The sequence below is a fragment of the Ruminococcus sp. AM31-15AC genome, from assembly GCF_003462045.1.
Lineage (GTDB): Bacteria > Bacillota > Clostridia > Oscillospirales > Ruminococcaceae > Hominimerdicola > Hominimerdicola aceti.
In genome coordinates, this window is record NZ_QTYG01000009.1 from 51,714 (window position 1) to 77,530 (window position 25,817).

General features: G+C 45.1%; 22 protein-coding genes and 4 pseudogenes. 1 reads left to right on the plus strand and 25 read right to left on the minus strand.

From position 1 onward, the window contains the following. From hisH to DW793_RS04315, 24 genes and pseudogenes are all read right to left on the minus strand, one after another. A complete protein-coding gene (gene hisH / locus DW793_RS04205) occupies nt 1–615 on the minus strand; it encodes an imidazole glycerol phosphate synthase subunit HisH (RefSeq protein ID WP_118157148.1) in 615 nt (204 codons plus the stop codon). Next, the gene (gene hisB / locus DW793_RS04210; RefSeq protein ID WP_118157158.1) at nt 616–1,194 is read right to left on the minus strand and encodes an imidazoleglycerol-phosphate dehydratase HisB; all 579 of its coding nucleotides are present in this window, start codon (nt 1,192–1,194) and stop codon (nt 616–618) included. It lies immediately after the preceding gene. Nucleotides 1,195–1,212: 18 nt separating this feature from the next. Next, a complete protein-coding gene (gene hisD / locus DW793_RS04215; RefSeq protein WP_117876419.1) occupies nt 1,213–2,502 on the minus strand; it encodes a histidinol dehydrogenase in 1,290 nt (429 codons plus the stop codon). Between the two features lie 29 nt (nt 2,503–2,531). Next, nucleotides 2,532–3,167, minus strand: coding sequence for an ATP phosphoribosyltransferase (gene hisG / locus DW793_RS04220; protein ID WP_022287384.1), 636 nt, complete (start codon nt 3,165–3,167; stop codon nt 2,532–2,534). Between the two features lie 18 nt (nt 3,168–3,185). Continuing rightward, nucleotides 3,186–4,385 (minus strand): ATP phosphoribosyltransferase regulatory subunit, encoded by a 1,200-nt coding sequence (gene hisZ / locus DW793_RS04225; RefSeq protein WP_118157149.1) that lies wholly within the window; start codon nt 4,383–4,385, stop codon nt 3,186–3,188. A gap of 180 nt (nt 4,386–4,565) precedes the next feature. Then, entirely contained in the window at nt 4,566–7,832 is a 3,267-nt protein-coding gene (locus DW793_RS04230) for a PolC-type DNA polymerase III (RefSeq protein ID WP_252969662.1), read from the minus strand. Then, nucleotides 7,784–9,043 (minus strand): PHP domain-containing protein, encoded by a 1,260-nt coding sequence (locus tag DW793_RS15155; protein WP_252969660.1) that lies wholly within the window; start codon nt 9,041–9,043, stop codon nt 7,784–7,786. Before DW793_RS15155 ends, DW793_RS04230 begins: the two co-directional genes overlap by 49 nt. A 15-nt stretch (nt 9,044–9,058) precedes the next feature. Next, a complete protein-coding gene (gene ispG / locus DW793_RS04235; protein WP_118157150.1) occupies nt 9,059–10,111 on the minus strand; it encodes a flavodoxin-dependent (E)-4-hydroxy-3-methylbut-2-enyl-diphosphate synthase in 1,053 nt (350 codons plus the stop codon). Between the two features lie 14 nt (nt 10,112–10,125). Continuing rightward, the gene (locus DW793_RS04240) at nt 10,126–11,166 is read right to left on the minus strand and encodes a M50 family metallopeptidase (RefSeq protein WP_117896681.1); all 1,041 of its coding nucleotides are present in this window, start codon (nt 11,164–11,166) and stop codon (nt 10,126–10,128) included. Between the two features lie 367 nt (nt 11,167–11,533). Beyond that, nucleotides 11,534–12,678 (minus strand): annotated as a pseudogene (locus DW793_RS04245) (1-deoxy-D-xylulose-5-phosphate reductoisomerase). A gap of 114 nt (nt 12,679–12,792) precedes the next feature. Then, nucleotides 12,793–12,987 carry a phosphatidate cytidylyltransferase gene (locus DW793_RS04250; RefSeq protein WP_118157151.1) on the minus strand — a complete coding sequence of 65 codons (195 nt, stop codon included), beginning with the start codon at nt 12,985–12,987 and terminating at the stop codon, nt 12,793–12,795. Between the two features lie 103 nt (nt 12,988–13,090). After that, a complete protein-coding gene (locus DW793_RS04255; protein ID WP_118157152.1) occupies nt 13,091–13,630 on the minus strand; it encodes a phosphatidate cytidylyltransferase in 540 nt (179 codons plus the stop codon). A 3-nt stretch (nt 13,631–13,633) separates the two neighbouring features. Continuing rightward, nucleotides 13,634–14,281 (minus strand): polyprenyl diphosphate synthase, encoded by a 648-nt coding sequence (gene uppS, locus DW793_RS04260; RefSeq protein ID WP_390624621.1) that lies wholly within the window; start codon nt 14,279–14,281, stop codon nt 13,634–13,636. A gap of 86 nt (nt 14,282–14,367) precedes the next feature. Beyond that, the gene (frr, locus tag DW793_RS04265) at nt 14,368–14,922 is read right to left on the minus strand and encodes a ribosome recycling factor (RefSeq protein ID WP_117896684.1); all 555 of its coding nucleotides are present in this window, start codon (nt 14,920–14,922) and stop codon (nt 14,368–14,370) included. A gap of 30 nt (nt 14,923–14,952) precedes the next feature. Next, a pseudogene (gene pyrH, locus DW793_RS04270) lies at nt 14,953–15,656 on the minus strand (UMP kinase). Between the two features lie 94 nt (nt 15,657–15,750). Then, nucleotides 15,751–16,146, minus strand: coding sequence for a secondary thiamine-phosphate synthase enzyme YjbQ (locus DW793_RS04275; RefSeq protein WP_041337162.1), 396 nt, complete (start codon nt 16,144–16,146; stop codon nt 15,751–15,753). A 29-nt stretch (nt 16,147–16,175) separates the two neighbouring features. Further along, nucleotides 16,176–17,180, minus strand: coding sequence for an NAD(P)H-dependent glycerol-3-phosphate dehydrogenase (locus DW793_RS04280; RefSeq protein WP_118157153.1), 1,005 nt, complete (start codon nt 17,178–17,180; stop codon nt 16,176–16,178). A gap of 13 nt (nt 17,181–17,193) precedes the next feature. Continuing rightward, nucleotides 17,194–17,853 (minus strand): glycerol-3-phosphate 1-O-acyltransferase PlsY, encoded by a 660-nt coding sequence (gene plsY / locus DW793_RS04285; RefSeq protein ID WP_022287396.1) that lies wholly within the window; start codon nt 17,851–17,853, stop codon nt 17,194–17,196. 18 nt (nt 17,854–17,871) lie between these two features. Beyond that, the gene (gene der / locus DW793_RS04290; protein ID WP_117896685.1) at nt 17,872–19,203 is read right to left on the minus strand and encodes a ribosome biogenesis GTPase Der; all 1,332 of its coding nucleotides are present in this window, start codon (nt 19,201–19,203) and stop codon (nt 17,872–17,874) included. Between the two features lie 221 nt (nt 19,204–19,424). Further along, on the minus strand, nt 19,425–19,607 hold the full coding sequence (rpmF, locus tag DW793_RS04295) for a 50S ribosomal protein L32 (RefSeq protein WP_022287398.1): 183 nt from the start codon (nt 19,605–19,607) through the stop codon (nt 19,425–19,427). A 52-nt stretch (nt 19,608–19,659) separates the two neighbouring features. Continuing rightward, entirely contained in the window at nt 19,660–20,103 is a 444-nt protein-coding gene (locus DW793_RS04300; RefSeq protein WP_022287399.1) for a YceD family protein, read from the minus strand. A 116-nt stretch (nt 20,104–20,219) separates the two neighbouring features. Next, nucleotides 20,220–20,624 carry a hypothetical protein gene (locus DW793_RS04305; protein ID WP_022287400.1) on the minus strand — a complete coding sequence of 135 codons (405 nt, stop codon included), beginning with the start codon at nt 20,622–20,624 and terminating at the stop codon, nt 20,220–20,222. Between the two features lie 96 nt (nt 20,625–20,720). After that, a pseudogene (locus DW793_RS04310) lies at nt 20,721–22,050 on the minus strand (glucose-6-phosphate isomerase). A gap of 151 nt (nt 22,051–22,201) precedes the next feature. Then, entirely contained in the window at nt 22,202–23,413 is a 1,212-nt protein-coding gene (locus tag DW793_RS04315) for a D-alanyl-D-alanine carboxypeptidase family protein (RefSeq protein WP_147342153.1), read from the minus strand. Between the two features lie 220 nt (nt 23,414–23,633). Here DW793_RS04315 and DW793_RS04320 point away from each other — a divergent pair. Beyond that, nucleotides 23,634–25,351: pseudogene (locus DW793_RS04320) on the plus strand (phospho-sugar mutase). A gap of 197 nt (nt 25,352–25,548) precedes the next feature. Here DW793_RS04320 and DW793_RS04325 read toward each other — a convergent pair. Beyond that, nucleotides 25,549–25,817: transposase (locus DW793_RS04325; RefSeq protein ID WP_181988281.1), on the minus strand; the 269-nt coding region annotated here is incomplete at its 5' end.

Sequence of the window (25,817 nt, forward strand, 5' to 3'; positions counted from 1 at the left end):
TTATTTTACCTCCTGTGACAGTTTCGCAAAGTTTTCAAGTATTTTAAGACCGGTCTTTCCGCTCTTTTCAGGGTGGAACTGACAGCCGAAGATATATCTTCCGTCCGATACCACCGCAGGGACTTTTGAGCCGTATTCGCAGTAGGCATACAGATTTTTATTATCGCAGAAAGCCTTGTATGAATGTACGAAATAGACATATTCGTCATCACCCAGACCGTCAAAAAGAGGACAATCGTGGTTATACACAAGCTTGTTCCAGCCCATGTGTGGGATAACAAGGTCAGGCTCGTTTATCTTGTCAACATAGCCGCCGATAAGGTCAAGACCTTTGCACTCCTCAAACTCATAGCTTTTCTCGAAAAGAAGCTGCATTCCAAGGCATATGCCAAGGAATGGCTTTATTTTAGCCTGCTCCTTGATAGTGTTGATAAGACCGCTAAGACCGAGCATATTCATTGCCCATGGGAACGCTCCCACGCCGGGGAGGATAATTGCGTCGGCTTTTTCGATATCTTCTTTTTTGTCTGTGAGCTTGTTTTCAAATCCAAGATAGTCCAGAGCGTTTTTTACAGAGAATATATTGCCTGCACCGTAGTCGATTATTGCTATCATTTAAAGCACTCCTTTGGTGGATAAAACTCCTGTTCCTGTTATTTTTACAGCGTCCTTCAAAGCGTGAGCCACTGCTTTGTACATTGCTTCTGCAATATGGTGGTCGTTCTTGCCGTACTCCTCACGGATATGCAGTGTTATGCCAGAGTTGAATGCAAAGGCTCTGAAAAATTCTTCTGTCAGGCAGGTGTCATACTGACCTATCCTGTCGTCATGGAACTCAGCATTGAACGCAAGGAAAGGTCTGCCGCTTATATCCAGTGAGCAGAATGCCAAAGCTTCGTCCATTGGCACGAAAGCCGAGCCATATCTTGCAATGCCTGCTTTGTCGCCCAATGCTTCCGCAAAGGCTTTGCCCAAGCATATGCCAACGTCCTCAACGGTGTGGTGTCCGTCAACATAAAGGTCGCCTGTACACTCAATGTCCATGTCTATTCCGCTGTGTACTCCAAGGGCTGTAAGCATATGGTCAAAAAAGCCTATGCCTGTGTTTACACTTACCTTGCCCTCACCGTCAAGCTTCACGAACACCTCTATATCAGTTTCCTTAGTTTTTCTTTTTATCTCCGCTGTACGCATTTTCATCACCTTTACCGCTTAAAATCTTACCTTTATTGCATTTGCGTGAGCCGTCAGACCCTCTTTTTCTGCAATAAGGACGATATCGTCCTTTGCTTCTCTGAGAGCGTCCTCAGTATAGTATGTAAAGCTTGAACGCTTCTCAAAGCTGTTTACTGACAGAGGCGAGAAGAATCTAGCTGTGCCGCTTGTTGGAAGAACGTGGTTAGGGCCTGCATAGTAGTCGCCAAGCGGCTCTGAAGCATACTGACCAAGGAATATTGAACCTGCATTATCAAGTCTGCCAAGATACTCCATAGGGTTTTCAAAAAGCACTTCAAGGTGCTCAGGAGCAAATCTGTTTGCAAGGTTGCAAGCTTCGTCCTTTGTATTGCAGATAAGGATAGCACCGTAATTTTCAAGAGAGCTTTCGATTATCTCTTTTCTTGAAAGACTCTGCACCTGTCTGTTTATCTCTTCGATAGTTCTGTCTGCAATGCTCTCGCTTGTTGTAACAAGGATAGCAGAAGCAAGCTTGTCATGCTCAGCCTGTGACATAAGGTCTGCGGCAATGAACTTAGGGTTAGCCTTTTCGTCAGCCATAACAAGTATCTCGCTCGGACCTGCCACCATGTCGATATCAACAACACCATAAAGAAGCTTCTTTGCTGTTGCAACGTAAATGTTTCCAGGGCCTACTATCTTATCGACCTTTGGTATCTCCTCAGTGCCGTAGGCAAGGGCAGCGATAGCCTGTGCGCCGCCGCTCATGAACACTCTGTCAACTCCGCAGAGAGCTGCTGCCACAAGGATATCCTTATTTGGTGTGCCGTCTTTGAGAGGAGGGGTCACCATGATTATCTCCTTAACGCCTGCTATCTTTGCAGGAACTGCATTCATAAGCACGCTTGATGGATAAGCTGCTGTGCCGCCCGGAACATAAAGACCAACTCTGTTAAGTCCTCTTACCTTCTGACCGAGAATACAGCCGTTATCCTTAGCGTTTATAAAGCTCTGTGACTTCTGTCTCTGGTGAAAATCTGTGATGTTCGCAACTGCGTTGAGCATTGCGTCAACAAAGTCCTGATCTGCCTCTGTGAGTGCGTCGTTTATAACATCTCTTGGAACTTCATAATACTCTGGGAGCTTGCCGTCAAACTTTTCTGTATAAGCCTTTACAGCGTTGTCGCCACCCTCTCTGACAGTTTCGATTATTTCATTAACAACGGCTGTGACCTTCTTATTTGTTTCGCCGCTTCTCTTTTCAAGCTGCTTGAAAAACTCTACCTCGTCTTTGCCGTTGACAAAAATCTTCTTTATTTCAGCCATTTCAATACTGTCCTTTCCGTATATATAAACTACTTGTCAATATTTTCTTCAACAAGCTTTACAAAATTCTCGATCTCCTGCTGGCGCATTTTCATGCTTACCATATTTACGATAAGCCTTGCAGAGATAGGGCAAACGTCCTCGATGACTTCAAGACCGTTTTCTTTAAGTGTCGTGCCTGTTTCAACTATATCAACGATACCGTCTGCAAGCTCAAGGAGCGGTGCAAGCTCAACTGAGCCTTCTATCTTGATGATGTCAACGTCCATTCCCTTTGCTTCAAAAAATCTTCTTGTGATGTTAGGGTATTTTGTTGCAACTGTCTTGACATCAAATCCGCCGTAGAACTTTGAGCCTTTCTTTGTGGCAAGTGCAAATTTACATCTGCCGAAGCCGATATCAACAAGCTCAAAGAACTTGCCCTGCATTTCCATGATAGTGTCCTTGCCAACAACGCCCATATCACACACGCCATGCTCAACGTATGTGATAACGTCGTTTGCCTTTGCAAGCACAACTTCAAGGTTTCCGTCAGGTACAGGAAGAATAAGCTTTCTTCCCTTTTCTCTTATTGCGGTACAGTCATAGCCTATCTTCTCTAAAAGACCGACTGTATCCTTTTCAAGTCTGCCCTTTGTAAGAGCTATCCTAAGGGGTCTGTTCATTTTAACTTATCCTCCAAACTATATATCAAGCTCTGTTATCTCGCTGCCAACTGCCACAAGCTTCTTTATTCCCTTTGATTTTGCGTAAGCCTTTGTTTCATCTAGGGTGTTGAAAAGCGAGTTTTCAACTGTCAGACCCTCTCTTACGAGCGTCTGAGCATATTTCATTGCTTCAACCACATAGCCCTTTTCGCCAAACACAATTGCGTCAGGAGTTCTGAGCTTTGGTGCGCCGCCAAGCTTTTCGATATGTCTTGCAACAGAGTCAACGCTTATGCCGAAGCCCACCGCCGGGCAATCGTTGCCGAACTCTGCAAGAAGTCTGTCATATCTTCCGCCTTTAAGCACCGACTGACCGACCTCTGAAAGATAGCCCTTGAACACAATGCCTGTGTAGTAATCCGCATGGCTCACGATGCCAAGGTCAACAGATATCTTGCCCTCATAACCAAGGCTTGAAAGTCTGGTATAGACCTCTTTAAGGTTATAAAGTATGCCTGTTATCTTATCGTCAGTATAAATATCCGCAGCCTTGTCGAACACCTCAACACCACCAAAAAGTCTTGGGAGTTGTCTGAGCGCGTTAGTCACCTGATTGTCGCCCACTTCGTCAAGAATATCGTTAAGTGCAGGATAGTTTTTTGCAGAGATAAGAAGTCTTATCTCCTCTCTTACTGCGTCGTCAACGTCAAGCTGAGCCACAAGCTCCTTGAAATATCCGATATGACCTATCTCAAGTCTGAAATTCTCCTTATCAAAGCTTGAAAGGGCTTCAACAGCAGTGCATAGCACCTCGTAATCTGCTCTCTTGGAATTTTCTCCGCCAATAAGCTCGATGCCTGCCTGAACTACCTCGTCTGAACGTCCTTTGAGCAGGGAGTTATTTTCAAAAATGCTCTGATTGTAGTATAGTCTAAGGGGAAGCTTTGCTCCCTTTAGTCTTGTGGAAGCAAGTCTTGCTATTGGTATCGTGGAATCAGGACGCATAACGATAAGTCTGCCCTTTGAGTCTGTAAGCTTATAAAGGCTCTCCTGCTGGAAGTTTCTCGAGCTTCCCATAAACAGATCGTAAAACTCTATTCCCGGTGTTACCACCTCGCTGTAGCCAAAGCCCTCAAACAGCTTTGACAGCCTGTCCTCCACCATTCTTCGTGCCAGACAGCCCTCAAACAGCAGATCTCTCGTACCCTCAGGGGTTATAAGATCATATCTTTTCATACACTTTTCCTTCCTGTATATAAATTATAGATTGTACTTTCTATGTTGTTATGTAACGCCTTTACTCACTTTATCGTAGTAAAGTGATAGCATAGTATCAACACAAATAATTTTATCACACCCGCCCTTGTTTGTCAATAGTGTTACAAGGGCAAAGTATGAAATTGTGCATAGTAACTATCAGAACAACGATATCTGGTTAGATTTAGGCATATCGCCGAAAGCTCCGTTTTTCTCCAAAGTTTCGATAACAGATTTGGACACTCCGCTCTGCTGCTGGAACTCCTCGATAGAGATAAATTCGCCGTTCTGCGCCTTTTCGTAAATGCTTATCGCCGCAGACTCGCCCACTCCGTTAAGTGAACAGAACGGAAGCCTTATCTTGTCGTCCTCTATCTGATAGATAGTTGCGTGAGATTTTTTGATGTTTACAGGCAAAAAGTCATATCCACGGCTGAGCATTTCATTCACAAGCATGAGAATTTCAAGCACACCGCTGTCCTTGCCCGACACCTCGTCTTTTGGTTTATTCTTTATTTCTTCTATCTTGCTTCTGACGATATATTTTCCCTTGAGAGCGATCTCTGCATCAAAATCCTCGCCCTTAACTGTGAAATAAGTTGCATAGAACGCAAGCGGCTCATGCACCTTGAACCAACAAAGTCTTATAGCTGCCGTAACATATGCCGCCGCATGGGCTTTCGGGAACATATATTTTATCTTCAAACAGCTGTCGATATACCACTCAGGAACATCATGCTGACGCATATTCTCTTTCATTTCCTCTGTGAGCAGTTTCGGAGCTTTACCCTTACGGGTTATTTCCATTATCTTAAATGACAGCTTTGGCTCAACGCCATGATAAAGCAGATATGTCATGATACTGTCACGAGTACCGATAACATTTGAGATATCGCAGGTTCCGTTTTTGATAAGCTCCTGTGCGTTGCCGAGCCATACGTCAGTGCCGTGTGAAAGTCCTGATATCTGCAAAAGGTCAGAGAAGTTTTTCGGCTGACAGTCAAGAAGCATTTGTCTTACGAACGGCGTACCCATTTCAGGTATACCGAGCGTTCCCGTCTGACACATTATATCCTCCTCCGTCACGCCAAGTGACTCAGGGGAAGTGAACAGCGAATAGACCGCAGGGTCAGACATGGGGCAGTCAAGAATATCTCGACCTGTGAACATTTCCAGATACTTATACATTGTCGGGTTATCGTGACCAAGCTCGTCAAGCTTCAAGATAGTATCGTGGAGAGAATGGAAGTCGAAGTGGGTGGTTACCATGTCAGAGTCCACTTTTTCCGCAGGGTGCTGAACAGGTGTGAAGTCATAAACCTCATAGTCGCTTGGGATAACGACCATTCCGCCCGGATGCTGAGAAGTCGTTCTCTTTATGCCGCAACAACCAAGCTTAAGACGCTCTATCTCAGCCTTTGGCACTGTTTTTCCACGCTCGTCAAGATATTTCATAACGTATCCGAAAGCTGTCTTTTCCTGGATCATGCCGATAGTACCGGCTTTGAACACATGGTCCTCACCGAAAAGAACTTCCGTATATTTATGCGCCTTTGCCTGATAGTCACCTGAGAAGTTAAGGTCGATATCAGGGGCTTTATCGCCGTCAAAGCCAAGGAACGTTTCAAATGGGATATCGTGTCCGTCACGGTGCATATTCTCTCCGCACACAGGACAGTTTTTCGGTGGCAGGTCAAAGCCTGAGCCTACCGAGCCGTCTGTAATGAACTCGCTGTGGTGGCAGTTAAGACAGACATAGTGTGGCACAAGAGGATTTACCTCAGAGATACCTGACATGGAGGCAACGAAGGACGAACCTACCGAGCCTCTTGAACCTACCTGATAGCCATTTTCGTTAGAGTTGGCAACAAGTTTCTGAGATATCATGTAAAGCACTGCAAATCCGTGCTTGATAATAGAGTCAAGCTCTCTTTTAAGTCTTTTGAAAACAAGGTCTGGAATGTGTCCCTCAAAATATTTTGATACGTCAACGTCCTCGCCCTCAGGAACTTTTATGGTCTCAGGGTCGCAGTCGCCGTAAATGGAACAGCATTTCTTCCAGCATATATACTGAAGCTGATAAACCGAGCCTTCGATAAAAGGCGTATAAGTACCGTTCGGGAACGCTTTCAGGTCAGGGTCTACCATATCAGCCACGTTGTTTGTATTTGTAACAACGACCTCAAACGCCTTTTCCTCGCCAAGATAGCTCAGCTCGTCAAGCATTTGGTTTGTTGTCTTAAGATACAAAGGAGGCTGAGTATCGGCGTCAGGGAAGCCCATTGAAGCCTGTATCACCGACCTGAACTGTGCGTCGGTCTTGTCCATAAAATGCACGTCGCCTGTTGCGCAGACGGGTATGCCCAAGTCCTCACCAAGTTTTACAATAAAGCGGTTTATATCCTTTATATCCTCCGCTGTGTGTATCCTGTCATAAGGAGGCTTTTCGGTGGTGAGCATAAATTTGTTGTTTCCGTCAGGCTGGATCTCCAGATAGTCATAAAAGCTTGCTATCTGCTTTATCTCCTCATAGTTTCTGCCCTCGAGATAAGCCTGAATGACCTCGCCACGCTCGCAGGCACTACCGAGGATAAGACCCTCACGGTGTCTTACAAGCTCAGATTTTGGTATTCTCGGACGTCTTTTGAAATATTTAAGATTGGAGTCTGATATAAGCCTATACAGATTTTTCAGACCAGTGTTATTTCTTACGATAATAATTTGGTGATAAGTCGGCTTTGCAAGCACCTGATTTTCATTTGCAAGCAAGCTGTTGAGCATATCCACTGTTATAAGAATCAGAGGATACTGCTCCATGAGCATTTTCGACAGCCTTATGAATATCCCTGCAAGCACCTCTGCGTCATCACAGCCACGGTGGTGCTGAAAATCCCCAAGTCCGAAATGCTCCGCCACATAGTTGAGTTTATGCTTTTCAAGCTCCGGAAGCATTATCTGCGACATTGGCACAGTGTCTATAGAAGAGTATTTTATCTCAATGCCCTGTCTTTTTGCACAGGCGGATATAAAGCCCGTATCGAACTGAGAATTGTGCGCCACAAGAACAGGGTCGTCACCGATAAACTCCTTGAATTTAAGGAGAGCTTCCCTTTCGCTTGCACCGTCCTTTACCATATCGTCAGTGATGTGGGTGAGGTTTGAGATAAACTCAGGGATAGGTCTTTCAGGGTTCACGAAAATATCGAGCTTGTCCACAACTTCAAGATCTCTCAGTTTGACAGCGCCTATCTCGATGATCCTATCTTCATTAGGATTTGTACCCGTAGTTTCAAGGTCAAAGCAGATTATCTCGTCTGTAAGCTCACGCTTGTCCGTTCCACGGAATATCTTTTCGTCATTATTGACCTCGTATGACTCTATGCCGTAAAGAACCTTGAAGTCACCGCCGCCCTTGCGTATGCCGATACAGGTATTTCCGGCGTCAGGATAGCCTGAACGACACCATGGTCTGTTATGGCAAGGGCTTTGTGTCCCCATGAATAGGCTCTTTCCACAAGCTTGCCCGCAGGAGTGAGAGCGTCCATCATAGACATATTGGTATGGCAATGAAGCTCCACACGCTTATGCTCGCAGGTATCCTTTTCCTTTTCACGCTTTACGACCATAATGCTGTCAGGCTTGATGTTTATAGAGTGGTCGAAATCGTCCTCCTCTATCTCACCTGCCACGAGTATGGTCTTGCCAGCCTTAAGGTGTTCCAGCATTGCCTCAAGCACTGCCCTTTTCAAGCCTTTCATGTTTCTGAAATTCTTGTTTGAGCCTATGAACTTTATAGAGTTTGAGGAAGTATAGTCGGTAAAATTCAGGTGTGCTATAAGCATACCCGACTTTGTTTCCTTTGTTTCCACAGGTCCGAAAATATCGCCCCAGACCACCACACGTCCACGGTAATCCGCAGGGATATCTTTCATCTGCATCACCTGCTCGTTTCCTGATATTGGCGCACCCATAAGCACAAGGGCGTCATCGCACAGAAGCGAGAACCTTGTGAAGTCCACATTTGCAGTTCGGAAATCCACAGAAGCTCCACTTGCAGTATTAGTGGTAACAGCCGCCTTTTTCTCAGGCTGTGCAGGATCTATCTTCGGCACAGGGAGGGAGTTCAAAAACTCCTCCTGCTCACGCTGATGCTCTTCCATATCAGTTTCAAGCACACCTGTGAGCTTTATATCCGCCCTTACGGAAAAAAGCTCCATGGTGAGCGCAGGAAAAGCCGTTTCTATGCCCGCCTTTTTCAGCAACGCTTCGCCTCCGTGTTTTATATCCACGGTGAAAATGCCGTTTTCATAAACAGCCTCAGCGTTGTCAAAAAAGCCGTTCACAAGAGGAAATCTGCTTTTAAGAAACTTGCAAAGCTCAGGAAAATACTCCGCACAAAGCATATCAGGGGTATATTTGAGCTGCAAAATAAACTTTCCTGCTCCGAGAGCCGCCCTCATTTTCATTTCAAATTCCACTGTGCTGTCAAAAGGCACCAGCTTGTCAAAAGCCGCCTGACAGGTAAAAGTTCCGTTTTCTTCGTTATAGCCCAGCCTTAATATCCTGCCTTTTTCTATCACAGAGGGTATAAGCTCCTTATAGTTCTCAAAGAAGCTTTCAATGGTGTATGTATTCATTTATGGTATATCCTTTTAAAGTTTTTCTATTTCCGCCAGAAGCGCAGGCAAAGCCTCCTCCTCTGATACCTTTCTGAGCTTTTCACCGTGGCTGAATATCACCGCACAGCCGTCACCGCCTGCAATGCCGATATCAGCGTTGCCCGACTCGCCTATGCCGTTCACAACACAGCCCATAACGGCTATCTTGATATCCTTGTCTATATCCTTGGTGGCTTCCTCAACCTTTTTTGCAAGACCTATAAGGTCTATCCTAGTTCTTCCGCAGGTAGGGCAGGAAACTATCCTTACTCCGCCGCACTTGCCGATAGCCTTTAAAATATCCTTTGCGGCGTATATCTCTTTTACAGGCTCGTCGGTAAGTGAAACTCTTATAGTTTCGCCTATGCCGTCGCACAGAAGCGAACCTATACCGATAGATGATTTTATAAGACCCATTCTCTCGGTGCCAGCCTCAGTTACTCCAAGGTGCAGAGGATAGTTACAGGTCTGTGCACACAGTCTGTATGCCTTTATCATAGTCGGCACGTCTGATGACTTTATAGAGATAACTATATCCTCAAAGTCGCACTGCTCCAAAATTCTCACATGACCCATTGCGCTTTCCACTAGGGCTTCAGCAGTTGGCGAGCCGTATTTCGCAAGAAGCTCCTTTTCCAGAGAACCGCCGTTCACACCTATCCTGATAGGGATATTTCTTTCACGACAGGCTTTAACCACTGCTTTCACCCTATCCATAGAGCCGATATTGCCGGGGTTAATCCTTATCTTGTCGATACCAGCTTCCGCCGCCGCAATGGCAAGGCGATAGTCAAAGTGGATATCCGCCACAAGAGGGATAGAGATCTTCTCTTTGATAGCAGGGATAAGCTTAACGGCTTCCATGTTCGGTATAGCCGCCCTGACTATCTCGCAGCCAGCCTTTTCAAGCTCCACAGCCTGCTTAACAGAGCCTTCTATGTCCGTAGACGGCACATTGAGCATTGATTGGATAAATATCTTTTTGCCGTCAAGGACAAGTCCTCCCACCTTGACAGGTCTTACGTTTCTCTTATTTTCACCTGACATAAACAGTTCCTCCTTTAAACAAGCTTGATAATATCGCTCACCGTTACCACTACCATAAGAAGCAACAGAGCCGCCATACCGATAGCGTGTACCATTCCCTCATGCTCAGGCTTGACAGGCTTACGGCGTACCGCTTCGATAATAAGAAACAAAAGTCTTCCGCCGTCAAGTGCAGGCAATGGCAAGAGATTGAAAATGCCGATATTTATGGTCATGAACGCACCCAGCGACAACATTGTGTCAATAAGTGACGACCAATCTATTTTACCTGACTGGCTGTCCCTTTCGCTGTCGATAACATTGTCGATAGTGTCAACGATACCCACAGGACCGCTGAGGTCTTTTATGGAATACTTTCCTCTTATAAGGTCGGCAAAGGAGATATAGATAAGTCTGCCGTCAGTACAGCCCTGCTTGAAAGACTGAGTTATCACAGAGCCGACGGTCACAGCTTTTGGTGCGACCTTGAAATCAATGTGCATGGTATTATCGTCCGTTGCAAAGGTGACATCTTTAAGCTCCACCTTTTTTCCGTCACGCTTCACCACCATATCGAACTTGCCGTCCTCATCGTTGCCAAACTGATAGGACATATCCATAGTAGTGAAAATCCTCATGCCGTTGACCTCGATTATCTCGTCACCCACCTGCAAGCCGGTCGATTGGGACATAGCGTTATCCTCAAACCACGATATAGTGGTGGTTGCGATGCCGTCAGACCTTGCGGTGCTGATACAAAGGATAATATATCCAAGCACAAGATTCATTATAACGCCTGCCACCACGATAAGCATTCTTTTTGGCAGGCTTTTATTACAAAACGCACCGCCGTCCTCGCTTCCGTTATCCTCGCCCTCCATGGCACAATAGCCACCTATGGGAAACACACGCCAAGCGTAAAGGGTATCGCCCTTTTTCTTTTTGATAATGGCAGGACCCATACCGATAGCGAACTCGTTGACCTTTACTCCGCTGGCTTTCGCCGCAATAAAGTGACCAAGCTCGTGTATTATTATGATAGCTTCAAAGATCAATATTGCAAATAATATACTCATTTTTTTACCTCGCATGAACACTCTGTGCGTTTGATTTACTGATGTTGTGGTAATTTATCTCCTATAGGGGAGCGGCGCAATTTCTGCTTTGCATAAATCCGACGTCCCGACCCCTCCGACATTTCGTCTGCAATCTCATTTGTGTTATCCACATAATGTTTTCTACATGAGCTCTTGATAATTCAAACCTCGCTCCTTCGAGCGGGCTGTCGAGGGCGCCAGCCCCTACAAATATTCGGGATAGTTTATCTTGCCGCAAGATCGCTTTGCTCGATGCTTTATTTTACTTTTTTCTGGTGATTTGCTTGGTCGGCTTTGCCATTCCTCACTCCTCACTCCTCACTCCTCACTTAAAAGCCGCTCCTCACTAAGCTCCGATAAGCTTCTTCGCTCTCTCCCTAGCCTTTCTATCCGCTTCCAGCACATCTTCCACACACTTTATCTCTTCCCGTGGTGTATTCTCGCAGACATTCATTACTATTCTGCCGATGTCAAGAAAATCTATCCTGCCGTCAAGAAAAGCCGCAACGGCTTCCTCATTCGCTCCATTCACTGCCGCAGGAAGATTTCCACCGATAGTGACAGCCTTTATACAAGCCCTAAGACAATCGAACGTATCATAGTCAGGCTTCTCGAAAGTGAGCTTTCCATAGTCTGTAAGGGACAGCTTTTTCACATCACACTCCACTCTCTCAGGATAAAGCAGAGCATACTGTATGGGTATTTTCATATCAGGCACGCCAAGCTGTGCGATAACAGAATTATCCTCATACTCCACCGCTGAATGTACAACGCTCTGTCTATGGACAACTATCTCTATTTGCTCAGGTCTGAGCTTGAAAAGCCACATTGCTTCGATAAATTCAAGACCCTTGTTCATAAGCGTAGCAGAGTCAATGGTTATCTTTCTGCCCATTGACCAATTAGGGTGATTAAGAGCCTGCTCAACTGTCACGCCCTCCAGGTCAGACTTTGTTTTGCCGAAGAATGGTCCGCCCGAAGCAGTAAGGATTATCCCTTTGAGCTTGTTGCCCTCGTTTCCCTGCAGGCACTGAAAGATAGCCGAATGTTCGCTGTCAACAGGATATATCTTCACTCCCCTTTCAGCCGCAGCCTTTATAACAAGCTCACCGCCTGCCACAAGTGTTTCCTTATTTGCAAGGGCAATGTCAGTGCCTTTTTCGATAGCCGTAAGGGTCGGCACAAGACCCACCATGCCAACGACTGAGTTGAGCATGATATCGACCCCGTCCATTCTTGCTATCTCTTTAAGTCCATCCATGCCTGTGGATATTTTTATGCCAGTGCACTGAGAAGCTTTTCTAGCTCTGCCTTTTTGTCCTCTCGGTAGATACACACACGCTCAGGCATAAGCTCTTTTGACTGAGCCGCAAGCTTTTCAACGTCAGAATTTGCCGCAAGCGCCTTTACTTTAATATTATGCTTTGCAGCCACTTCTAATGCCTGCGTGCCTATAGAACCCGTTGAACCGAGTATGGTCATTGTTTTCATTTATTGTCCCTCATCATATAAAATAAATTCAGGCAATTCCGCATAAAGATGGTTTGCAAGCGGTGTTGCCTTAATAACGCTTAAAAGGGGTAAGCCTAAGCCTGCCCCTAAAAGTCATAATTTTCTATTTAAGTATAAGCCCTGTGTGAACATATAGTACATAAAAGGTGCAACGAGCAGAACGCTGTCAAAGCGATCCATTATTCCACCGTGACCCGGCATTATGTTGCCATAGTCCTTTATACCTGTCTGTCTTTTTATCACCGAAGCTGTAAGGTCGCCCACAAGTCCGATAAGAGCCGCAAGCATACCTGCGATTAGAACGCCTAGATAGTGGATAGCTCGCCTTTAAGTACGAACTGATAGAACAGGCTTATTATAAGCATAAGAATACCATTTGAGATAACGCCGCCTATAAGGCCCTCCACAGTTTCTTAGGGCTTATCTCAGGGCAAAGCTTTGTTTTGCCGAAGAAAGTTCCTGCAAAATAAGCACCGCTGTCAGCCAGCCAAGCCGCTGCAAGAGTAAGAACTATCATAAACACGCCCTTGCCGCCCAAGCCTGCCATTGTGACCAAAATTGAGAATGAATATGGCAGAAGAATGCCCACGCCCAGCATGAAGAAAAACTCTGTATACTGGAATTTTGTATGCTCTTTAAGATAAAGCAGACACATTGCTATAACGAAAAGCCCCATGTAAAGCTTGTAGCTGAAAAAGTACAGCCAGCCGTGTCTGTAGAACACAGGCATGAAAGCGTCCACAAAGGCAAACGCACAGCAGGCAATGGTCTGATACTTATGCTCTGTCATTTTTGTCGCCCTGAATATCTCATATATTGCAAGTGCAGAAATTGCGCCCACCGCAATGTTGAACAGGAACGTTCCGTGTGCGATAAGCAGTATCACTGCGATAACAATGGCAACTGCCGCAGATTTAATACGGGTAGACATTTTTTACACCCCTCCAAATCTTCTGTTTCTTTCGCTGTATGCGATAACAGCCTTGTCAAGGTCGCTGCCTTTGAAGTCAGGCCATAGGATATTTGTGTAATAAAACTCCGCGTAAGCCGCCTGCCATATCATAAAGTTTGACAATCTTTGCTCTCCGCTAGGTCTTATAACAAGGTCAACAGGAGGTATCTCCTCAGTGTAGAGATTTCTCTCTATCATATCCATGGTGATATCCTCAGGCTCCAGCTTGCCTTCTTTCACCTGCTGAGCCAATGTCTTAGCCGCATGGCATATCTCGTCCCTGCCACCGTAGTTGATAGCAAGCACAAGGGTCATAGAGTCAAAGTCCTTTGAGTCCTCCTCAACGGAAGCCATTTTCCTTTGCAGATTTTCGCTGAGCCTTGTTCTGTCGCCTATAAAGCGCACCCTGATATTCTCCTCGATAAAGTCCCTGACCTCGTCAAGATACTTTTCAAAAAGATCCATAATCGCGTCTACCTCGTCCTTAGGTCTTTTCCAGTTCTCGGTAGAAAACGCATAGTAAGTTATATACTGTATTCCAAGCGCTTGGCGTGTCTTGTTATGGCACGAAAGGTCTTTGCGCCCTCTCTGTGTCCGAACTTTCGGGGCATGCCCCTCTTTTTCGCCCATCTGCCGTTGCCGTCCATGATAACGCCCACATGAACAGGCACAGACACGTTCTCACCAAGGCTTATCTTCTCATTCTTCGCCATGGCTTAGATAGAGAGTATCTCTTTTTCCTTTTCGGCAACGTGACCGTCAACTTCCTTAACGAACTTGTCAGTAAGCTTCTGGATCTCGTCCTCGCAGTCCTTAAGATCGTCCTCTGTGATCTCGTTGTTCTTCTTCATTGCCTTGAACTTTTCCATAGCGTCACGTCTGATAGAACGGATAGCGACCTTGCACTCCTCGCCCATTTTCTTGATGTCCTTAACAAGCTCCTTACGTCTGTCCTCAGTGAGCTGTGGGAAAGTAAGTCTTATAACAGTGCCGTCATTCTGTGGATTTATGCCGATATCAGAAGCCTGGATAGCCTTTTCGATAGGCTTGAGAGTTGACTTATCCCATGGCTGTATAACAAGCACTCTTGCCTCAGCAACAGAAACCGCTGCCATCTGTGTAACAGGTGTCATTGCGCCGTAATATTCTACCTGAACTTTGTTGAGTACGGACGGATTAGCTCTGCCTGCTCTGATGCCTGCAAAGTCCGAAAGCATAACGTTTATGGATTTTTCCATTTTTGTCTTAGCATTTTCCTTGATCTGTTTCATATTCAAACGATCCTTTCTTGATTATCTTTATTATTTTACGAGAGTGCCTATATTTTCGCCCATGCAAGCGTCATAAATATTGTCTGGTCTTGCAAGATCGAAAACGAGTATCGGGATATTGTTGTCCTTACACATTGCCGCAGCAGTTGAGTCCATTACCTGCAGACCCTTTGCAAGAATATCAGCAAATGTAAGTGTGTCATACTTAACAGCGTCAGGATACTTGTGAGGATCCTTATCATAAACGCCGTCTACCATGGTAGCCTTAAAGAATATGTCAGCCTCTATCTCAGCCGCTCTCAGTGCAGCAGCCGTATCAGTTGAGAAGAATGGGTTACCGGTGCCGCAGCCGAAGATAACTACTCTGCCCTTTTCAAAATGACGCATAGCCTTGTTTCTGATGTAAGGCTCAGCACCTGTGGCATAGAAATAGCTGTCTGTACTCTTACTTCAAGACCGCAGTTCTCAAGACCGTCTGCAACAGCAAGTGCGTTCATGGCAGTTGCGAGCATACCGATATGGTCGGCTCTTGTTCTGTCCATTGCACCGCTCGATCTGCCTCTCCAGAAATTGCCGCCGCCTACAACGATACCTACCTCAACGCCGGCGTCAACACATTTTTTTATGCTCTTGCCGAATGAGGTGATAACGTCATAATCAAGACCTATCTTCTTATCGCCTGCGAGAGCCTCGCCGCTTAATTTGAGCAATATTCTCTTATATTTAGGTTCCATATTTCAAAGCACTCCTTAACACATATTTCGTTGGAATTATCCATACTAATTATACAATATTTTCAGCAGATTGTAAAGAGGAAAAACGCCAAAATCAGCCCTTTATTATCTTCACAAAAAAGTTTCTTGTTCTCGGTCCGTCAAACTCAGCGAAATAGATACCCTGCCAAGTGCCGAGAAGAAGTTCGTTATCGTCGATGATAACAGTTTCCGAAGCACCAACACAGCTTGACTTCATATGAGCGTCAGAGTTTCCTTCAGCGTGACGGAACTGCGGTCTGTTCGGAAATGTTTCCTCCAAAGCGTAAAGAAGATCCGTCTTTACGTCGGGGTCGGCATTCTCATTTATGGTTATCGCCGCCGTGGTGTGGGGACAGAATACCACAGCAATGCCGCTTTGCACTCCTGATTCTGTTACAGCCTGCCTTACATAGCTCGTGATATTGTAAAGCCCTCTGCGTTCTGTCTTGATAGTGTATCTTTTAAGCATATGTATCCGTCCTTTCAACGGTCGCTTTCCTAGCTCAGGAAAGTTGACTCAGTTTCATTTCTGTTCGGTCTGCCCATAAGATTTTTGATAGCGTTAGCCGCAGGCTCACCCTCAAAAAGCACCTTTGCAAGCTGCTCTGTGATAGGCATTTCAATGCCCATTCTCTTTGAAAGCTCCCATGCGTTTTTGGTGCAAACATAGCCCTCAACAGTGCCGACCTGTCTTACAGCCTCCTCAGGGGTAACTCCCTTGCCTATGAGGATACCAGCACGGCGGTTTCTGCTGTGCATTGAACAGCAGGTAACGATAAGGTCGCCTATGCCGCTAAGTCCGCCAAAGGTTTCAAGCTTTGCGCCCATTGCAACTCCAAGACGTGATATTTCTCTGATACCCCTTGTCATAAGTGCAGCCTTTGTGTTGTCACCAAGTCCAAGGCCGTCGCACACACCTGCCGCCAAAGCAATGACGTTTTTCAGCGAACCGCCTATCTCGCAGCCCATAACGTCATCATTAACATACACTCTGAACGTATCGTTAGAAAGAGTGTTCTGTATATAATATGAAACTTCCCTGTCGTCAGAAGCAGTAACAACAGTAGTGGGAACTTTTCTTGCCACTTCCTCTGCGTGTGACGGACCGGTAAGCACCGCAACATGATTGTTCGGAAAGCACTCTTTCGCCACACAGCACATAGTTTTAAGGCTTCCGCCTTCAAGACCCTTTGCCGTGTTCACAACTATCGTTCTGCTTTCAAGATAAGGCACAACGCTTTCGCAAACCTCTCTGAGGAAAGGTGAAGGTATGCCAAGTATCACCATGTCTTTATCCTTAACACAGCTTATATCCGTTGTAAGCTCAATAGTCTTGTTCACCTGAACGCCAGGGAGCTTTGCTTTAAGCTCGCCTGTTCTCTTGATAGCATCTATCTCGTACTGAAACTTTGACCATACTGTTACTTTATGCCCTGCATTGTCGCACATTATTGCCAGTGCAAGACCAAATCCGCCTGAACCAAGTATAGTAATATCTGCCATAATAAAACCTCCCTTACGCCTTTTTCTTGCTTCCGAATTTGTTTTCGGTGCCGTTCATAAGGCGTTTAATATTAGGTCTGTGCATATAAATGATAAGCAGACCGATAGCCGTTGCCATAAGAGTATTTGCAAGAACGCCGTCGCCCTTGATTATAAAAAGCTGAACGATAGGCGTAAAAACAGGATATGCGATAGCGGCGCATATAGAACCTACAGACACGTATTTTGTTGCCGCAAGCACGATAGCGAAAACAGCCACTGAGAAAGCACAGGTCAGAGGGTCGATAGCGATAAGAGTCGTTGCCGCAATAAGAACGCCCTTTCCACCGTGAAAGCCATAGAATACCGGGAAAATATGTCCAAGCATTACAAAAAAGCCCGCAAGATATCCGATAAACTTATCGTCATGAAAAAATGTCACGCCGAAACCGTTTGTCACCACAAGACGGCAGATAACTACCGCAAGCACGCCCTTTGCAAGATCGCACAACAGAGTTGCCGCCGCAGGCCCTTTTCCGAATACTCTCAGAACATTGGTCAAACCTGCGTTGTTGCTTCCGTAATCACGGATATCCTTATGCTTTAAAACTCTGCACACGATTATGGCAGAATTAAGACTTCCGAACAGATAGGAAAAAATTATAGTGAATGCCAGACTTAAAAATATGTCCACAAAATAACCTCCAGAATTTTATTTAACGTCGTCCTTGTCACGCTCTCTTATCTTGAAAACGATAGGCGTGCCCTCAAGTCCGAAGGTCTCTCTTATCTGATTTTCAATATAACGCTGATAGGAAAAATGATACAGATCGGCTCTGTTTACAAAAAACACGAATGTAGGCGGTTTGGTAGAAACCTGCGTCATGTAGTATATCTTCAGCCTTCTGCCCTTGTCAGACGGTGGCTGTACCCTTTGGGTAGCATATGCGAGAACATCGTTAAGTCTGCCTGTCGGTATTCTAATAGAGTTCTGCTCTGCAACGAACTTGATAGTATCAAAAAGCTTGTCCATTCTAAGACCTGTTTTTGCAGAGATGAACACAAAAGGCACATAGCTCATGAAGCTGAAATCGTCCTGAAGCTTTTTCTGGAACTCGTTCATGGTGTTGGTTTCTTTCTCGATAGCGTCCCACTTGTTCACCGCAACAACGCAAGCCTTACCCTTTTCGTGAGCATAACCTGCCACCTTTGAATCCTGCTCAGTAAAGCCCACAGTTGCGTCAATAACGATAACCGCAACATCGGCTCTGTCTACAGCCATATAAGCCCTCAACACAGAGTATTTCTCAATAGTCTCAAGCACCTTTGACTTACGTCTGATACCGGCCGTATCTATGAAAACGAACTTACCCTTTTCATTTTCCACAACCGAATCAGTAGCGTCACGGGTAGTGCCTGCGATATTTGATACGATAACACGTTCCTCACCGCATATCTTGTTTATTATAGAGGACTTTCCAACGTTAGGCTTGCCGATAACAGCGACCTTTATCGAATCATCGTCATCGTCCTCTTCATTTTCCTCCGGAAGATATTTCAGCACCTCGTCAAGGAGATCGCCCGTTCCGTGACCATGAACAGAAGAAACAGGAAACGGTTCGCCCAAACCGAGATTATAGAACTCATACAGCTCCATAGGCGGTTCGCCCACATTATCCACCTTGTTCACACAAAGCACGATAGGCTTGCCCGATTTCAAAAGCATCTGTGCCACCTCATAATCAGTGGCAGTAACTCCGCATTTCAGGTCAGTCACAAGAATGGTGACATCAGCTTTCAGTATAGCAAGCTCCGCCTGTCTGCGCATCTGAGCAAGGATAATATCATCAGACTCAGGCTCGATTCCGCCCGTGTCAACCAGCATGAACTCGTGTCCGAGCCATTCGCACCTTGCATAAATCCTATCTCTTGTGACGCCAGGGGTATCTTCAACTATAGAAAGTCTTTGACCGATAAGCTTATTAAAAAGAGTAGACTTACCAACATTAGGTCTGCCCACTATCGCAACGATCGGCAATGACATATATATCGACCTCATTTCATATAAATTTGCACATTGATACATCATATAGTATAACACAATTTCTCACGTTTTGTCAACCATACGAGAAATACAGCACCCACATTACATAGATTTTTACTACAAATATGTAGAAGCAAACAGCGTTTGCCCGCCTTTTTCACTGCTACAACAAAAAAGAGCAGAACGGCCTAAGCCATTCTGCTCTATGCGCTTATCAAAAATTATGCTTCCTTCTTGATAACCTCTACGCCCTTATAATAACCGCAATTCTTGCAAACCTTGTGTGGTGAAGTAAGCTCACCGCAGTTAGAACATTTACAAAGTGCAGGTGCGTCAAGCTTCCAAACTGCTGAACGTCTCTTGTCACGTCTAGCCTTGGATACTTTTCTCTTTGGTACTGCCATTCTGGCACCTCCTCGTCAGTAAAATCATTATAGTCTGTTCAGCTATTTCCCGTCAAGAGCAGTTACATTTGCCCTCATTCAAATCCTGTCCGCAAACGTAACACAAACCCTTGCAGTCATCCCTGCAAAGAATTTTTGTAGGCAGCTGTAACAACAAATCTGAAATAGCTAATTCGTCCAGATCAAGAGTATTATTTTCGCAGACCACATAATCGTCTCTGTCGCTTTGAACACTTCTCACCAGAGTGTGTTCAAAGTCATAAACATACTCCCTGCTGAACTCCTTTAGACATCTGTCACAGGTGTGATCCATAGTAAAAACAGTCTTGAACCTGAGCGTTACCACCCCTGCCCTGTTCTCTATCTCACCTGTTACCGCAACGGGCGATGCAAAAGAATATCCGCCATACTCCGACAGCTTGTCTGCTGTTATGGAATAATCGATCGTTTTTCGCTCTCCGATTATATCGAAAAGTTCCTTCAACTGTACATTCATACTTGCACCTCAAACATCACAAATTCCATTATAACCTGAGAAACGTGATTTGTCAATACTTTTTTTCAATTTTTTCGTTTTTGCTATCAAAATACCAATAAACGAAGCGCAAAGCCTTACTTGATGAAAGCCTTTACCTTTGCAGGCAGCTCGTCAACGTCAGCAGATACTGTGAAAGTAACGTTTACGTCCTTTGTGAGAACTGCTACCTTTTCAAGCATATTGCCAAGAGCGTCATAATCTCTGCCGCCGATCTTCAGGATACCGTCAACGAAAACTTCCTGAATGTCATAGTTGCCAGCCATCAGACCTGCAACAAAGCCATAGAAGCTGTCAAAGCTGTTGATACCGTATTCTTCAGCGTCAGCCAATCTTACATTATGAGGAAGGTCATAGGTAAGCTGCATACCTCTTTCGATGCAAACAACGTTGCCTGTAGCATTTTCAGCAGCCTTCTTGATAGAATCAACAAGTATCTTAGTCTTGCCTGTGCCCTTTTTACCTGGAATCAAATTAATCATATAAACTCTCCGTTCCGCTTATTAAAGCATTTATTTTAAGAGCAGACCCCCAAAGGGGAAACGCTCAAAATTTCCTTTTGTTCTGCCTTTAGGATATTAGCCCAGCTTAGCCTCGAGTTCAGCCTTCTGTGACTCATAACCCGGCTTGCCGAGAAGAGCGAACATATTCTTCTTGTAGCTCTCAACGCCCGGCTGATTGAATGGGTTTACGCCAAGCATATAACCTGAGATAGCACAAGCCTTCTCGAAGAAGTAGATCATCTCGCCAAGGTTTTCCTCGTCAAGCTTATCAACATCTATAACGATATTAGGAACGCCGCCCTCAGTGTGAGCAAGGATAGTACCCTGATATGCCTTTTCATTTACAACTGACATATTCTGATTTGTGAGGAAGTTAAGTCCGTCAAGATTATCCTTATCAGGCTCCAAGAACAGGTCGCTCTTAGGTGTCTTGATGTGCATAACTGTCTCAAACATAAGTTTTGAGCCGTCCTGAATGAACTGACCAAGTGAGTGCAGGTCTGTAGAGAATGTAGCGGCAGATGGGAATATACCTTATCGTCCTTGCCCTCGCTCTCGCCGAACAGCTGCTTGAACCACTCGCCCATCATTGTGAATGAAGGGTCATATGAAACGAGCATCTCAACGCTCTTGCCTTTTCTGTAGAGAATGTTTCTGAGTGCTGCATACTTATAGCAATCGTTGTTATCATCAGCAGAATACTTCTTCATACCCTCTCTTGCACCAGCCATGAGCTTGTCGATATCACAGCCTGCTGCTGCGATAGGGAGAAGACCAACTGCTGTAAGAACTGAAAATCTTCCGCCAACGTCATCAGGAACAACGAATGTCTCATAGCCCTCTTCGTCAGAAGCTGCTTGAGAGTACCCTTAGCCTTGTCTGTTGTGGCGAAAATTCTTGTCTTAGCCTCTTCCTTGCCATACTTATCTTCAAGAAGCTTCTTGAAAATTCTGAAAGCAAGTGCAGGCTCAGTTGTTGTGCCCGACTTTGAAATTACGTTTACGCAGATATCTCTGCCCTCGCAAATTGAAAGCACTTCATTGAGGTAAGCCGAACTGATATTGTTTCCGACAAAATAGATGTCAGGAGTATCCTTCTTAAGATTGTTGTAGAATGGCGACTTGAGCAGCTCGATAGCAGCTCTTGCACCAAGATAAGATCCGCCGATACCGATAACGATGAGAACATCGCACTTTTCCTTGATCCTTGCGGCAGCAGCCTTGATCCTTGCAAATTCTTCCTTATCATAATCTTCAGGGAGTGTTACCCAGCCGAGAAAATCATTTCCCAGACCGTTTCTGCTTACAAGAGTGTTATGAGCGGCAGTTACCTGCGCAGCCATACCCTCGTATTCATGTTCACTCACAAAACCCTCAAGATACTTTGTGTTAAGCTTTAATGACATTATCCTTCATTTCCTTTCCTTACCTGTCGGAGAGCGTGATACCATAAAACACGTTTCTCCGTTAATACTAGATAAATTATACTATATTTTTGTGAACATTTCAAGAGTTTTATAAAGCGAAATCATCTTTTGTGCATTTTGAACAAATCTCTCATTGCATACTCAGCAGATTGTACACAAGCTTTTTTATGCCGCAGATAAAATTCATTTTCTTCACCTCTTTGCAGGCGACTATCTTTCCCTCTAATATCACCTCACCGCCCATGGTGTATCTTATTTCTCCCGCAGTTTCGCCATTTTTCACAGGTGCGTCAAGCTTCTCCTCTGCCGTATAATCGCACTCCACCATACGATATGTTCCCCTTGGTATAACTATAGGATAAAGCCCCTCGGGAGCAAGCTCCACAGAAAGCTCCTCTCCTCCGCACACCACAGTTTCCTTTACCATATCCTCAGGAAGTTCAGGGGTGTATATCTCATATGTATCGAACGCCAAGTTCAGAAGTTTCTTAGCCTCAGCATTCATATTCTCCTGCGAATCACAGCCGTTAAGCACTACGCATACTGACATATCCCCTTTTTCAGCCGTTGCCGCAATACAGCTCCCAGCCTTTTCACTTCCCCACGCTTTCATGCCTGTTACGCCCTTGTAAGTACGCACAAGCCTATTAAGATTTACAAGCTCCGCCTTGCCGTCTCTCACAGTGTCAAGCCAGCAGGTAAGGTAAGGAGTGAGATTTTTGTATTTTGCAAGCTCGGAACAAAGCAAAGCCGTGTCCTTCGCCGTTGTAACATTGCCCTCTCCCATGCCGGTACAATCAGTGTAAACAGTACCATTCATGCCAAGCATTTTCGCACGGCTGTTCATAAGCTCCACCGCCTTGTCTGCCGAGCCTGCCACCTTTTCCGCAAGTGCTGCACAGCCGTCGTTTGCATTGCCTGCCGACACTGATTTTATAAGTTCCTCCACAGATATCTTCTCTCCCTTGTCAAGCCATATCTGGCTTCCCTGCTGAGAGTTGGCATACTCCGACACCACTGACGTGTCGCTCATGGAAAGCTCACCGCTGTCTATCTTTTCTGCTGTGAGCAAAAGCACCATGAGCTTCGCATAATGACCGCACTCACACTGCTCCTGCGGCTCTTTTTCAAAAAGCACCCTGCCTGTGGTCATCTCCGTCACCACTGCAGACCTAGCCGTAAGCCCCTCTATAATATCGCTCACCGCCACAGTGTCCGCAGGCACAAAGTCCTCCGCTGACAGCGCACCTGCTTTTTCTTTTCCCTCCGCCAGCGAACACACCATAAACACTGCCACCGCCGCACATAACACTGCCGAGCATATTTTCCTTAATATTTTCACATTTTCCACCTCTCACATATACTATTTTTATATTTATATTCACCCTGTCCCGAAATTAGCATTATGCCCCGAAATGTTTCCGGAAACTCATTTGTAAATAGTTGCAGGAATTTGTTAAATAACTGTTACAACTCTTGAAATAAATATGGGAGTGTGCTATAATGTATTCTATAGAAATGTGTATTTTATAAGCGAAATATTTATATGAGGTGATTTAACAATGACAGAAATGGAACTTTACAAGCTTTGGTGTGAAAAGGCTGTTGACGATCCTGATCTCCAGACAGAGCTTAAATCTATCGAGGGCGACGAGGCTGCAATTCAGGACAGATTTTACAGAGATCTTGAATTTGGCACAGGCGGACTCAGAGGAGTTATCGGTGCAGGCGCATACAGACTTAATGTTTACACTATCAGACGTGCAACACAGGGTCTTGCAGACTATGTAAACGGCGCATTTGAAAACGGCAGCGTAGCTATCGCATATGACAGCCGTATCAAGTCTGACAAGTTCGCAAAGGAAGCTGCTGCGGTTCTGGCTGCAAACGGCATAAAGGTATACATCTATTCAGAGCTTATGCCGACTCCAATGCTTTCATGGGCTGTAAGAGAGCTTAAATGTCAGGCAGGTATCGTTATAACTGCATCACACAATCCTGCAAAGTACAATGGTTACAAGGTATACGGCGAGGACGGCTGTCAGATCACACTCGATGTTGCAAACACAGTTATCGGCAAGATCAACGCAGTTGAGATGTTCGGCGGTGCAAAGGTAATGGACTTTGAGGACGGTATCAAGTCAGGCAAGATCGAATACATCAAGCAGGAAGTTATCGACAAGTATCTTGACAAGGTAGCACAGCAGGGCGTACATACTGACCTCGTAGCAGACAGCGGTCTGAAGGTAGTATACACTCCTCTTAACGGTACAGGCAACAAGCCTGTAAGAGCTATCCTTAAGAAGATAGGCATAAAGGAAGTAACAGTAGTACCTGAGCAGGAAAATCCTGACGGAAACTTCCCTACCTGCCCGTTCCCTAACCCTGAGATAAAGGAAGCCCTTGCAAAGGGACTTGAGCTTTGCAAGACAGTAAAGCCTGATCTTCTTCTTGCAACAGACCCGGACTGTGACAGAGTTGGTATCGCAGTACCTGACCCAGAGGGCAACTATGTTCTGTTCAGCGGAAATGAAGTAGGTGCAATGCTCCTCAAATATATTTGTCAGGAAAGAACAGCTCTTGGCACAATGCCAAAGAACCCTGTAGCTGTTAAGACTATCGTAACAACAGACATCTGCAAGAAGATAGCAGCAGAATACAATGTAGAGCTTAGAGAAGTTCTCACAGGCTTCAAGTTTATCGGCGAGCAGATCGGTTTCCTTGAGAAAGAGGGACAGGACGACAGATATATCTCGGATTTGAAGAGAGCTATGGTTATCTTGCAGGCTCATATGTAAGAGATAAGGACGCAGTTGTAGGCTCAATGCTCATTTGTGAAATGGCAGCATTCTACAGAACAAAGGGTATCTCACTGCTTCAGGCAAGAGAAGATATGTACAAGAAGTACGGCAACTATCTCCACAGCCAGAAGTCATTCCAGTGCGAGGGTGCAAGCGGAATGGAGAGAATGAAGGAGATCATGACTGATCTGAGAGCTAATCCACCTAAGGCTATTGGCGGACTCAAGGTAGTAGACATAGCAGATTATCTTGCATCTGAGGAAACAAACCTTGAAACAGGCGCAAAGACAGTTCTTACACTTCCAAAGTCAGATGTTATCGCATTCAAGCTTGAGCAGGGTGCAAGTGTAATAATCAGACCTTCCGGCACAGAGCCAAAGATCAAGGCATACTACACAACTATCGGCGACACAAGAGCTGATGCAGAGGCACAGGAAGAAAAGCTTATTGAAGATTTCAAGGGCATTCTTGGTTTCTAATAATTACTGTATATAGCGAAAGGCGTTGTAAAAAAACAGCGCTCAAAGAGCCGAGATTTCCTGCTTTTGGGAAATCTCGGCTCTTTTTTATGCCAGATCGCAAAAATAACTATTTTGGCTGAATTTTGGGTACAGCAAACACAGCGGCACAAAAACTGCGTTTTTGCCGTGTTGAAAATCTAGAAAATATTCTAAATTTATGCCGCTTTTTTTATTGCAGGCTTTTTCAAGTGGAATTTATGAAGATTAAAACCACAGCAAATCATCGCAATTTCTAAATTCAAGGCTTTTGATCCTCTTCTGCGGGCTCTGGTATATGACCTGTTCCACTTGATAATGCCATTTGCACCTTCCGACTGGATACTTCGGTTCATACGCAGCAGTGCTCCGTGAATGCTGTTCAGGTTGCAGAGAACTTCCTTGTGAAACTTTGTCAGTTCTTCATTCAAGCGAATTTTACGGTTTC